A 12370-nucleotide genomic window follows, 5' to 3' on the forward strand; every position below is an offset into this window, starting at 1 on the left:
CGCCATGCTCAGTGGAGTCGAAGCATGACGTTCTATTAGTGGCATCAGATTTCAAACGCCCAAGCTACTGCAAAAATTACCCCACGCCCTCCTGCAAGCGGGCCGAGCTTTCGGCCAGGCGCAGCTGCTCCACGAAGTCGTCGATGTTGCCGTCCATCACGCTGGCCAGGTTGTGCACCGTGAAGCCGATGCGGTGGTCGGTTACGCGGCCCTGGGGGTAGTTGTAGGTGCGGATTTTGTCGGACCGGTCGCCGCTGCCAATCATGCTTTTGCGCTGGGCACCTTCGGCCTCGTTCTTCTTGGCCAGCTCGATTTCGTAGAGGCGCGAGCGAAGCACGCCCAGGGCCTTGTCGAAGTTCTTGAGCTGCGACTTCTGGTCCTGGCACTGGGCCACGAGCCCGGTGGGCAGGTGGGTGAGGCGCACGGCCGAGTAGGTGGTGTTTACCGACTGTCCGCCGGGGCCCGACGACATAAACAGGTCCTTGCGCACGTCGTTCATGTCAATCTGCACGTCGAGCTCCTCGGCCTCGGGCATCACCACAATCGAGGCTACCGAGGTATGGATGCGGCCCTGGGTTTCGGTGGCCGGTACGCGCTGCACGCGGTGCACGCCGCTTTCAAACTTGAGCTTGCCGTACACGTCCTCGCCCTTGAGGGCCAGAATGATTTCCTTGTAGCCGCCCGACGTGCCTTCGGTGGCGTCAATGAGGTCCATTTTGAGGTGGTGCTTTTCGGCGTAGCGCATGTACATGCGTTGCAGGTCGCCGGCAAAAATGGCCGCCTCGTCGCCCCCGGCCCCGGCCCGGATTTCCATGATGACGTCCTTGCTGTCGTTGGGGTCCTTCGGAATCAGCAGCTCCTTGATAACGGCTTCCAGGCGCTCCTCTTCGGGATAAAGCTCTTCGAGCTCGTCCTTGGCCATCTGGCGGAAGTCCTCGTCTTTTTCGGTAGAAATGACCTGCTTGGAGCTGGCAATGTTGGCCAGCACGTTCTGGTAGGCCTTGTACTCGACCATAATCTTGCCCAGGTCCTTGTATTCCTTGTTGAGGGCCTTGAAGCGCTTCATGTCGCTCATGGCTTCGGGCTGGGTCAGCTCCTCGCTCACGTCCTCGTAGCGCCGTTGGATGGCCTCCAGTTTATCTAGCATCTTGCCTTCTGAAATTTGTAGTAGGACTACAAAGATACGGAAACGAAGTGGTCTGTTTCCTGAGCTGCCAGCTATTAGCTGCCAGCTGTTAGCTTTATGATTCCGGCCCCTTATCCCGACGTCGGTAGTTCGATTCTGGTTCTACCCTGAACATTCGGTTTCGCTTACCTCTTATCAAGAACCAACGCTATCAGCCAGCCGCTAATAGCCAAAAGCTTTAAAAATGCGCCTGCCCCTTGCCGCCTCCCTGCTTCTGCTCCTCGCCGCCTGCCGCCCCGATCAGGTGGAGCACCTGAGCAACACCAAGGAGCTGGCCAAGGAGGCCGTCAACTGGGAAGTCAAGCGCATTATGCCCGCCGATTTGCTGCGCGCCACCGCCTGGGCCGGCGACTCGCTCACGCGCACGGCCGAGCGGGAGCTGCGCCAGGTGCTGGCCGAAAAGCTGGCCGCGGGCGGCGTGGCGGCAGCTCTGCCCTTCTGCCACCCCGAGCAGCTGCCCCGCACCGATTCGCTGGCCAAAACGCTCCAGGCTACCCTAAGCCGCGTGAGCAACCGCCCGCGCAACCCCGCCCACCAGGCCACGCTTTCAGCTGCCGAACTGAACCCGGCTGATACCGCCCGCCAGGTGGCCCGCCTGAACCAGGAGGTGTTCACCTACCAGCGCCCCTTGGTACTTAACGACCAGCTTTGCCTGCGCTGCCACGGCGAGGTCGGGAAAGATATTGCCGCCGCCGATTACGCTCTCATCAAGCAGCAATACCCCCAGGACCAGGCCACCGGCTACCAGCAGGGCCAGGCCATGGGCGCGTGGCGCGCCAGCTTCGCCCGCGGCGGCGTGGCCGAGCTCTGGACCATGAAAACCCGCAAAATCATGAAGCCCCGCAAGCCGCTGTTTTGAGAAGGGAGAGGGGGAGAAGTGAGAAGTGAGAGGTGAGTACAGAGAAGGGAGAAGTGAGAGGGGAGAAGTGAGAAGTGAGAGGTGAGTACAGAGAAGTGAGAGGGGAGAGGGGTGTCATTCTGAGCGGAGCGAAGAATCTCGCGTGCAATGGTAATCCTATCATCAGGATATACTTTGGCACGCGAGATTCTTCGCTCCGCTCAGAATGACACCCCTCTCACCTCACCTCTCCCCTCTCTGTACTCACTTCTCCCCTCTCATTTCTCCCCTCTCACTGCTCTAAAAACAACCTTCGCGCCGCGTTTGCAGTTTGCTTTGTCTATGACGACGACGACCCCTGCTTCCTCCGCTCAATTGCCTGTTATCATTATCGGGGCTGGCATGGCCGGGCTGGCCTGCGCCAACTACCTGCACCGCGCCGGCCGGCCCGTGCTGCTGCTCGACGCCGCCGACGCCGTGGGCGGCCGCGTGCGCACCGACGTAACGCCCGAAGGCTTCCGCCTCGATCGGGGCTTCCAGGTGCTGCTCACGCGCTACCCCGAAGTCGAGCGGCTGATTGATTACGGGGCCCTTAACTTAAAGGCTTTCCGCTCGGGCGCCGTCATCCGGCTGCCCGATGGCAAGGAAACGACCCTGCAAAACCCGTTGCAGCAGCCCACGGCCGCCTTTTCGGCCCTCACTTCGCGCATCGGCACGCTGCCCGATAAGCTCCGGATTCTGAGCCTGGTGCAGCACGTGCGCGGCTACAGCAGCGGGCAGCTTATCAGCCGCAACTCCACCAACCGGCAAACCACGCTCGAATTCCTGCGCCACTACGGCTGGAGCGAGCAAATTATCGACAACTTTTTCCGGCCCTTTTTCGGCGGCGTTTTCCTGGATAGGAGCCTGAGCACGGCGGCCAATTTCTTCGAGTTTGTCTTCCAGCAGTTCGTGATAGGCGAGGCCGTGGTGCCGGCCCTGGGCATGCAGCAGATACCCGAGCAGCTGGCGGCCCGCCTGCCCGCCGGCACCGTCCGCCTGAGTGCGCCGGTAGCGGCCGTGGAGGGAACCCGCGTTAGGCTCGCCAGCGGCGAAACGCTCGAAGCGGCGGCCGTGGTGGTGGCCGTCGATGGGGAGGCCGCCGCCCGCCTGCTGCCCGCCGCTACCGACGAGGCCCTGATTTCTACTCCCACGCCCTTACGCTGGCGGCGCACTACCTGCACCTACTTCGCCGCGCCTGCCCCCACCGGCCGGCCCGATAAGCTGCTGCGCCTGAACGCCTCGCCCACCGGGCTGGCCCACAACGTGGCCTTCCCCTCGGATGTGGCTCCGGCCTACGCCCCCGCCGGGCAGCGGCTGGTATCGGTGAGCACCCACGGCGAGCATGGCCTCTCGGAAGCCGGCCTGACGGCCCAGCTACGGCGCGAGCTGACGGCCTGGTTCGGCCCCGAAGCGGCCAGCTGGCCCCACCTGCGCACCTACGAACTGCCCTTCGCCCTGCCCGAATACCCCGCCGGCCAGCCGCCCCGCCAGGCGCTCCGCCTCGGGGCCAACCGGTTCCGCTGCGGCGACTATTCGGCCTACCCCTCGCTCAACGCCGCTATAGCCTCGGGCCGCGAGGTGGCGGAAATGATTTTGGTTGAGAAATGAGAAACGGAGAAGTAAGAGGTGGCAGGTCTCTCATTTCTAGTCTCTTACTTCTCGCCTCTCACTTCTAAAAGCCAAGCTGCAACGACGCCGGGCAGTGGTCAGAATGGATGACGTCGGGCAACAGGTCGGCGTGGCGGATGTGGGGCGCGAGGCGGTTGTCGACCAGCAGGTGGTCGAGGCGCCAGCCGACGTTGCGGGCGCGCGAGCCGGCGCGGTAGCTCCACCAGGAGTAGCGCTGGGGCGCGTCGCCGTGGTGGTGGCGGAACGAGTCGGTGAAGCCGTCGGCCAGAAAATCCTGGAACCACTGGCGCTCCTCGGGCGTGAAGCCGGGGCTTTTCTGGTTGGCTTTCGGGTTGTGCAAATCCAGCTCGCGCTGGCAGCAGTTGAAGTCGCCGGCAATGACCAGCGGTGGCACCCCGCCGGCCCGCAGCCCGGCCACGTAGCGCCGGAAAAAATGCAGCCATTCCACCTTGAACGCCTGCCGCTCGGGCCCGCTTGTGCCCGAGGGCATGTAGGTATTCAGCACCGAAAAATGCTCGAAATCGAGACGCAGCACCCGGCCCTCGGTGTCGTAGAGCTCCTGGCCGCAGCCCTCGGTTACGGCCAGCGGCGGCGGCTTGGAGAAGATGGCCACGCCGCTGTAGCCGGGTTTCTGGGCCGGATGCAGGTAGGCGTGGTAGCCCAGATCGGTGAGCGGCGTTACGTCGAGCGGTTCGCGGCCGGCCTTAATTTCCTGCACGCACAGCACGTCGGGTTGGGCCGTGGCCACCCAATCGGCCAGGCCTTTGCTCAGGGCCGAACGCAGGCCGTTGAGGTTATACGAAACGATGTGCATGAGGCCAAAGTCAAAGAGAAAAAGTCAAAGGCAGAAGCCGGGCAGCCCTTTGGGAAGTCGAAGAGAAAAAGTCAAAAGTAAAAGCCGTCGAACGTCCACACCGGGGCTGTTCAACGGCTTTGACTTTTTCTCTTCGTCTTCACCCTTCATTCTGCTGGTCGAAGTATTCCAGCACGTGCCATTTCAGCATGCGCTCCTGCTCCTTAAGGTTGGAGAAGGGCAGGGCATTCAGCAGCCGGTAATGGGGCCAGCCTTCTTCGTCCACGCTTTCCAGCTCGTAGTAGCCCGAAATGCTGAAGAGCCGGCAGGTGGCAATGTGCATCAAATCCTGCTTCTGCTCCTTGGTGAAGGGGCCCGCGCCCTGGCCCAGCTCCTGCACGCCGATGAGCAGCAACAGCGCGTTGAGGTCGGGCTTTTTGCCGAAACGGGTTTTCATCTCGGTCATCAGCTCCCACCAGCGGTGCTCGAACTGGGCTTCGGTTTCCTGAGGGTCGAGCATGCTTAAGCGCTGTGCGGGTGAACGGGGGGTGGAGTTACCGACTCGTCCTTGAGGGCTTCCCAGTACTCCACGGCCCGGCGGAAGTGCGGAATCACGATGCTGCCGCCGATGAGGTTGGCAATGGCGAACAGCTCGTAGATTTCCGCCTCGCTCACGTTTTCCTCGTAGCACTTGCCCAGGTGATACTTGATGCAGTCGTCGCAGCGCAGCACCATGGAGCAGGCCAGGCCCAGCAGCTCCTTGGTTTTCACGTCGAGCGCGCCTTCCTGGTAGGTGTTGGTGTCGAGGTTGAAAAACCGCTTGATAACCTTGTTATCATTGGCCATGATTTTCTCGTTCATGCGCTGGCGGTACTCGTTGAATTCGGTGACGATGCTCATGGCTTGCTTGGAATGAATAAGTGAGGCGCTGACTGCGTGCAGTTGCCGGGATTCCGGCCCGTAGCTCGGGTAAGTCCGGAGCCCGGGGTAAAGCGGGCTGGCGGCCCAAAGAGAGCAGCACGTTGGATTTTCAGCTTTAAGCCTTAAAATTAAGGAGAAGTTTTCCCCGCCGCACTAGTCGCCCTCCTGCCATGCCGCTGCCCGCCGTGTTTGCCGACTTCGTGAGCCTGCTTTTCCCGCGGGTGTGCCTTGCCTGCCAGGAGCCGCTGGCCCGCGGCGAGGACGACCTCTGCACCGACTGCCGCGCCCAGCTGCCCTACACCGACTACCACCGCCTGCCCCCCGCCGATAACCCGCTGGCCCGCCGTTTCTGGGGCAAGCTGCCCGTTACGCACGTGCTGGGCTACCTCACGTTCCAGAAGCACGGCCGGGTGCAGCACCTGCTGCACGAGCTCAAATACCGCAACCAGCAGCAGGTGGGCAGGGTGCTGGGCCGGCACTTCGGCCAGGAGCTGGCCGAAACGGGCTACCTCGATACCTTCGCGCTGGTCGTGCCCGTGCCGCTGCACCCGCGTAAGCTGGCCCGCCGCGGCTACAACCAGGCCGACAGCTTCGCCGAGGGCCTGGCCACCGCCCTGGGTTGCCCCTGGCACCCCGAGGCTCTTCGCCGCACCGCCGCCACCGAATCGCAGACCCGCAAAAACCGCCTCCAGCGCTGGCAAAACGTGGCCACCGTTTTCGAAGCGGCCCGCCCCGACCTCATCGAGGGCCAGCACGTGCTGGTAGTCGACGACGTGCTGACGACCGGGGCCACGCTCGAAGCCTGCTGCGCCGTGCTGCTCGCCGCCGGCGCCCGCGAAGTCAGCGTGGCCACCATCGCCGTCGCCTGAATCACAGATGTTGCAGATGAAAGGGATGCCGCAGATTCGTTCTAACGCCACCTTCATTTCAGTCGCCGGTAGGTTCGCTGTTTTGTGCTTTAGCGACAGGTGCCGAGAAAAAGCATAACAAAACAGCCACCCCATAAGAGGTGGCTGCTTTGTTGGTTCTCAGTTTACAGCTATCAAACGAAGCGACTGTCAGAACGAATCTGCGGCATCCCATTCATCTGCAGCATCTGCGATGTTATTTGTTTGAGCCGGCGTTGATCATGGCGCAGCGGAAGCCGATGGTAGCCGTAGCCGAATCCTCAGCCATGAAGCGGCGGGTGCCGGGCGAGAGCCAGTAGGCTACGTCGCGCCATGAGCCACCTTTATACACGCGCACGTGGTCGTCGATGAGCGACTGGTAGCCCTTCTTGTCGTACTTCTCGGAGGGGTCGAGGTAGCCGTTGCGGCGGAAGGGGTTCAGATCTTCCACATCCTCGTAGGAAAGCGGCCGGTAGATGTCCTGCACCCACTCGTTCACGTTGCCGGCCATGTTGTAGAGGCCGTAATCGTTGGGTGGGTAGGAGAATACCTGCTCGGTAATCATGGCGCCATCGTTGAGCGAGCCGGCAATACCGGCGTAGTCACCACGGCCACGCTTGAAGTTGGCCAGGAACTGGCCCTTCTTCTTGCCGTAGGGGTTGCGCACCTGGCGGCCATCCCAGGGGTAGATGCGCTTGTTTTCCTGGTTTTCGTTGCCGGTTTCCTGGGTGCCGATGAGGGCCTGGGCCGCGTACTCCCACTCTGCCTCGGTGGGCAGGCGGTAGTTGGGCAGGGTGTTGCCGTTTTCGATGGCGATTTTCACGCCGCCATCGTCGGAAGTACCTTCAGCGGCGTCGCCGCCCTTGTTCTTTTTGCGCCCGAACAGGCCGCCCTTGCGGGAGCCGCCACCGCTATCGGAAGCGTCGCTGGCCAGCCGCTCGTTTACCTTGGCCGTCCGCCAGGTGCAGTAGTCGTTGGCCTGCAGCCAGCTCACGCCTACTACCGGGAAGTAGCGGAAGCCGGGGTAACGCAGGTAGTAGTCGACGTAGGGGTCGTTGAACGACAGCTCGCGGGCCCATACGGTGGTGTCGGGCAGCGCCGACATATAAAACTCCTCGGCCGAGTCCTTGCGCACGTAGTGCAGGTATTCGAGCCAGTGGATGTTGGCCACCTCGGCCTCATCCATGTAGAAGGAAGCGAGCGTAACGGTGCGCTCCAGGTTGTCGTGGGTCATGGCCACGTCTTCCTCCGCCGAGCCCAGCACGGTGCGGCCGCCTTCGATAAACACCAAACCCGGGCCATCGGGGATGCCCTGATAATCAGACACCTTCATGCCCTCATCGGTGTTGTACTCGATGCCCGTGGTGGAGCTGTATTTGCCGGGGTTGGTGGCTGAGCGCGGACCTTTGTTACAGGCACTAAGGGCGCAGGCTCCGACGAGGGCCAGGCCCAGGTACTTGGAAATATTCATGATCAAGTTGAAACTACCTGTTTGAAAAGGGTTTAGACAAGGCAAGTCGGCTGCAATAATACAACATTTTAAAAAGCCGGGCAAGGAATCTTCGGGTAATTACGTCGCTTTAGTCGGCGCCAGGCAGCTTCGAGCGCATCAAACTCGCGCAGCGTGAGCGAAAGCTCGTGGGCCCCACCTAAATCGGCACTGAACTGACTGAGGCTGACATCGTAGCTATAACCAAGCCGAAAAGTGCCCGCACTGATGCCGGCCACCGCCGTGAGCACCTGCTGGGGCCGGGGCGTACCGGGTAGCGGCAGGCCCCGGTACACGGCCCCGAGCGTTAGTGGCGTCGTGGTAAAGTACAATCCTAGGTCGGTGCGCTGGGAGTTGCCCTGCCGGGTGTAGCCGGCCGTGGGGCTCAGGCTGACTTCGCGCTGCTCGCGCACGGTGTTCACCTGGGCGAAGTAAAATTTGTAGCCGCCCTGCACGTTCAGGCGCATCGGTAGCGTGCCCTGGCCCACAAAGCCCAGGTCGGGCTGGTTGAGGTGATGGGCGGCCGCGCCCAGCCAGAACTGCGGCCCGAACAGCAGCCCGCCCAGCCCGGCCGTGAGGTAGTTGACGGGCGCAAAATCGGCCGCTTCCTGGCTGAGGTCGCGCACCTGACCGTCGTCGGAAAGCTGGTCGCCGAAGACGAGGTTGCCGTAGCCCACGCGCTGGCGGCCGTAGCTGAGCGTGGCCCCGCCGCTGAGGCTGAGCTGGCGGTTCAGGCGCACGTGGTAGGCATACACGCCGCCCGCCTGCAGGCGGGTGTAGCCCACGGCGCCGGTGCGGTCCTGGTTTATCAGCAGTCCAAAGGCGCTGCGCTGGTTGCGCAGGCGGTAGTCGGCGGCGAGCTGGGTGGTCTGGAAGGTGCCGGCCAGGGTGGGGAACTGGTTGCGGTAGCTGAGCGCCACGCCGTAGTCGTCGAGCAGACCGGCGTAGGCGGGGTTGAGCTGCATGCGGTTGGCAAACGGCTGGGCGAAGTACAGGTCCTGGGCCCCGGCGGCGGGGCCGGCCAGCAGCAGCCCCACTAGGCCCGGCCCGGCCACGGCCAGCCAGCGCCGCCCCGTGGGCCGCCGGTGGGCGCATTCTGCCGGATTACTGGTGCTTCGCATACGTGGGCGGCTAACGAACGGACCGGCAGGTTTGGTACCCGCGGGCCGTGGGGAACTGTATAATTGCCAGCCCGTGCAGAAACGCAATATCCGGCGTTTCGTCGGTGCTGACATTGTTCATGTAGGCTGGTCAGGCGAGCCGCTCAACGACGAGACGCAAGATATGGCATCCCTATACCGTTCATTGCAACCACAGTCCGGTTGAGTTTCTCCTTACTTTTGCCGGGCTCGGTAGTTGGGCTGATTGCGCTGATTGTCAGTCCGGCTGCCGAAATCTACCTTTTTTAAGTTGTCCTACTATGCGTAAGTTTTTTGTCGGCCTCGGGATTTTTCTAGTGGTGCTGGTGGCTTTTCTGGCCCTGGCCCCGCTGCTGTTCAAAGATAAAATTAAAGCCGCCTTCGACAAGCAGCTGGCCCAGCGCGTGCGGGCCGAGGTGCAGTACGACCCCGAAAATGTCGACATAACGCTGCTGAGCACCTTCCCCGATCTGGCCCTGCGCATCAACCAGCTGCGCATTATCGGGCAGGACTCGTTTGCCCGCGACACGCTGGCCTACCTGCCCCAGACGCGCATCGGCCTGAACCTGATGAGCGTTATCAGCGGCGACGAAATCAAAATCAAGAACATCACCCTCGAAGAGCCCGACATCCATATAAAGGTGCTCAAAAGCGGCCGCGCCAACTGGGACATTTTCATCTCGGACTCGGCCGCCGCTACTAAGGGGCAGGATACCTCGGCGGTGCGCCTGGCTATTAAGGGCTGGAAAATCAACCAGGGCCGCCTGCGCTACGACGACCGGAGCATTCCGTTCGGCATGGAGCTGCGCGGCATCGACCACACCGGCGCGGGCGACTTCGAGCAGAACATCTTTGACATGGTGAGCCAGACCACGGCCCAAAGCGCCTCGCTGAGCTACGACGGGGTGCAGTACGTGAGCAACAAGCAGCTCGACGCCGACGTGACCATGGCCATGAACCTGGAGCAGATGCTGTTCACCTTCAAGGACAACAAGGTGAAGCTGAACGATTTCCCGGCCACCTTCCAGGGCACTATCGGTTTGCCCAACGCCACCGACATTGTGTACGACCTCACGTTCAAGGCGCTGGAAACCGATTTCAAGAACATTCTGAGTTTGGTGCCGGGCGCTTACAACGAGCAGTTCAAGGACATTAAAGCCGATGGCAAGGTGGCGTTTGATGGCTATTTTAAGGGCGTGCAGAACGCGCTGAAGATGCCCGGCTACGGCGTGAACCTGCAAATCAAGGACGGCAGCTTCCAGTACCCCGCTTTGCCCGAGCGGGCGCGCAACATCAACGTAGATATGGTGGTGGACAACCCCTCGGGTTTTACCAACAACGTGAAAGTGAACGTGAAGCAGTTCCACCTCGACCTGGGCAAAAACCCGATTGACGGCCAGGTGGCCATCGACGGGCTGGCCCCGATGAAGGTGGACGGCCGCGTGAAAGCCAACGTGGATTTGGCCGAAATGATGAAGGTGTACCCGGTGCAGGACCTGCTGCTGCGCGGTAAGCTGTTCGTGGATGCCACGGCCAGGGGCGTGTATTCGGAAACCCAAATGCCGGTTATTCAGGCCCAAATGAACCTGACCAACGGCTACGTGAAGAGCAAGCAGTTTCCGGCTCCGATTGAAAACCTGACATTGAACGGCACCGTGACCAACCCTACCGGCCAGCTCAACGACACCAAAGTCAACATCCCGCAGTTTAAAATGCTGCTCGACGGTGAGCCGCTACAGGGCCGCGTGGCCACCCAGGGCGTAGATAAGCTGGCCTTCGACACGGATGTGAAAGGCACTGTGGATTTGACCAAGCTCACCAAAATATTCCCGCTTGAGGGCATGACGGTGGCCGGCCGCCTGAACGGCAACGTGGCCGCCAAGGGCAACATGGCCGACATTGAGGCCGGCCGCTACCAGTCGGTGGTGGCTTCGGGCACCGTGAACGCACGCAATATCGACTACAAGAGCCCCGACTTTCCGCAGGGCATGAAGGTGAGCCAGGCCACGGCCACGTTCAACAACGACCGGATTGTGCTGCGCGACCTGCAGGGCTTCGTGGGCTCGTCGGACGTGGCAGCTTCGGGCACCATCAGCAACTACCTGGGCTACCTGTTCGTGCCCGGCCAGCCGTTGCGCGGCGACCTTACGGTGAATTCGCGCCGCTTCAACCTGAATGAATGGATGGTGGACGAGGTGAGTGCCAAACCCACCGCCGGCGCCAAAGCCCCCGTCGCCACGGCCCAGGCCGACGGCGTGCTGCAAATCCCGAAGGAATTCGACCTGACCATGAACACCGCCGTGGGCCAGGTGCTGTACGACAACCTGAAACTCAACGACGTGAAGGGCATCGTGACGGTGCGCAACCAGGTGGCCACGCTCAAGGGCCTCACCTTCAACACGCTCGGCGGCTCCTTCGCCACCAATGGCTCGTACAGCAGCCAGAACCTGGCGCGGCCCACCTTCGATTTCGGGCTGAACGTGCAGAACCTGAACTTCCAGCAGGCGTTTGCAGCCTTCAACTCGATTAAAACGCTGGTGCCGCTGGCCGCCAACCTGGAGGGCATCTTCTCGACCAACTTCAACGTGCGCGGCGAAATGGGCCCCGATATGATGCCCAAGTACAGCACCCTCACCGGCAAGGGCGTGTTCGACATCGTGCGGGCAGCCGTGGCCAGCTCGCCGGTGCTCACCAAAATCAGCAGCCTCACCCAGTTGCAGGACCTGAAGAACTTCGTGGTGACCAACAAGGACGTGGCCGCCGAAATCATCAACGGCAACTTCGTGGTGAAGCCCTTTGATTTGAACGTGGGGCAGATAAAGATGACGGTGGGCGGCTCGAACAGCATTGCCGATGGCGGGCTGGAGTACGTGGCGGCCCTCGACGTGCCCACGGGCCAGGTCGGCAACGCCCTCAGCAGCCAGCTCACCCGGCTCACGGGCGTACAAAACCTGAAAGGCACCGAGCGCGTGACGCTGGGCCTGACCATCGGGGGCACCGTGAGCAACCCGCTGGTGAAGCTGAGCAGCGGCAGCGTGAAGGGCCAGGCCAAGGACCTGGCCAAGGAGCTGGTAACCGGCGTCGTGCAGAGCAAGCTCGACGACTCGAAAGCCGGCCAGGCCGCCAAAATCCTGCTTTCGCAGGACAGCCTCAAGAAGGAAGTGGCCCTGAAGCGGGCCGAGCTGGAAGCCCGGGCCCAGCAGGAGCTGGAAAAGAAGCGCCTCGAAGCCGAAGCCAGGCTGCGCGAACAGGCCAAAAAGGGCCTCAACAGCCTGTTCGGCAAGCCCAAGCCGGCCCCGGCCACCACCCCGGCACCCGCCCCCAAAGCCCCGGCCGATACGACCAAGGCGGGTGGTTGATTTCAGCGGTCCGGGGAAAATGTAATTGCTGGCCGATTTATTGCGGAACTCCCGCGCCTGACTGGCGTAAGCACCGGCCAGATTTCT

The 12370-nt window shown here is 62.1% G+C and carries 10 protein-coding genes; 4 read left to right on the forward strand and 6 right to left on the reverse strand.

From position 1 onward, the window contains the following. Positions 1 to 76: 76 nt before the first annotated feature. Complete coding sequence (gene prfA / locus BMY67_RS14975) at positions 77 to 1147, reverse strand: peptide chain release factor 1 (RefSeq protein ID WP_092773060.1); 1071 nt, start codon at positions 1145 to 1147, stop codon at positions 77 to 79. Positions 1148 to 1370: 223 nt separating this feature from the next. Between prfA and BMY67_RS14980 the strand changes: the two genes are divergently transcribed. Both BMY67_RS14980 and BMY67_RS14985 read left to right on the forward strand, forming a co-directional pair. After that, on the forward strand, positions 1371 to 2045 hold the full coding sequence (locus BMY67_RS14980) for a c-type heme family protein (RefSeq protein WP_092773062.1): 675 nt from the start codon (positions 1371 to 1373) through the stop codon (positions 2043 to 2045). A gap of 321 nt (positions 2046 to 2366) precedes the next feature. Further along, the gene (locus tag BMY67_RS14985) at positions 2367 to 3674 is read left to right on the forward strand and encodes a protoporphyrinogen/coproporphyrinogen oxidase (RefSeq protein ID WP_143069849.1); all 1308 of its coding nucleotides are present in this window, start codon (positions 2367 to 2369) and stop codon (positions 3672 to 3674) included. A gap of 64 nt (positions 3675 to 3738) precedes the next feature. On the opposite strand, the gene BMY67_RS14990 is transcribed toward BMY67_RS14985, so the two are convergent. The 3 genes from BMY67_RS14990 to BMY67_RS15000 all read right to left on the reverse strand — a co-directional run bounded on the left by BMY67_RS14990 (position 3739) and on the right by BMY67_RS15000 (position 5388). Further along, the gene (locus tag BMY67_RS14990; protein WP_092773066.1) at positions 3739 to 4509 is read right to left on the reverse strand and encodes an exodeoxyribonuclease III; all 771 of its coding nucleotides are present in this window, start codon (positions 4507 to 4509) and stop codon (positions 3739 to 3741) included. A 139-nt stretch (positions 4510 to 4648) separates the two neighbouring features. Continuing rightward, complete coding sequence (locus tag BMY67_RS14995) at positions 4649 to 5008, reverse strand: hypothetical protein (RefSeq protein ID WP_092773068.1); 360 nt, start codon at positions 5006 to 5008, stop codon at positions 4649 to 4651. A 2-nt stretch (positions 5009 to 5010) separates the two neighbouring features. Next, positions 5011 to 5388 (reverse strand): carboxymuconolactone decarboxylase family protein, encoded by a 378-nt coding sequence (locus tag BMY67_RS15000; RefSeq protein ID WP_092773070.1) that lies wholly within the window; start codon positions 5386 to 5388, stop codon positions 5011 to 5013. Positions 5389 to 5579: 191 nt separating this feature from the next. Here BMY67_RS15000 and BMY67_RS15005 point away from each other — a divergent pair, with 191 nt between their 5' ends. Then, entirely contained in the window at positions 5580 to 6278 is a 699-nt protein-coding gene (locus BMY67_RS15005; protein ID WP_092773072.1) for a ComF family protein, read from the forward strand. A 235-nt stretch (positions 6279 to 6513) separates the two neighbouring features. On the opposite strand, the gene BMY67_RS15010 is transcribed toward BMY67_RS15005, so the two are convergent. Together BMY67_RS15010 and BMY67_RS15015 are read right to left on the reverse strand one after the other, a co-directional pair. Then, complete coding sequence (locus BMY67_RS15010; RefSeq protein ID WP_092773074.1) at positions 6514 to 7767, reverse strand: SUMF1/EgtB/PvdO family nonheme iron enzyme; 1254 nt, start codon at positions 7765 to 7767, stop codon at positions 6514 to 6516. A 68-nt stretch (positions 7768 to 7835) separates the two neighbouring features. Next, the gene (locus BMY67_RS15015; protein ID WP_177189851.1) at positions 7836 to 8906 is read right to left on the reverse strand and encodes a PorP/SprF family type IX secretion system membrane protein; all 1071 of its coding nucleotides are present in this window, start codon (positions 8904 to 8906) and stop codon (positions 7836 to 7838) included. Between the two features lie 299 nt (positions 8907 to 9205). Between BMY67_RS15015 and BMY67_RS15020 the strand changes: the two genes are divergently transcribed. Further along, the gene (locus BMY67_RS15020) at positions 9206 to 12283 is read left to right on the forward strand and encodes an AsmA family protein (protein ID WP_092773078.1); all 3078 of its coding nucleotides are present in this window, start codon (positions 9206 to 9208) and stop codon (positions 12281 to 12283) included. Positions 12284 to 12370 lie beyond the last annotated feature (87 nt).

Origin of the sequence: Hymenobacter actinosclerus, assembly GCF_900111515.1 — a bacterium.
Classification (GTDB): Bacteria; Bacteroidota; Bacteroidia; order Cytophagales; family Hymenobacteraceae; genus Hymenobacter; species Hymenobacter actinosclerus.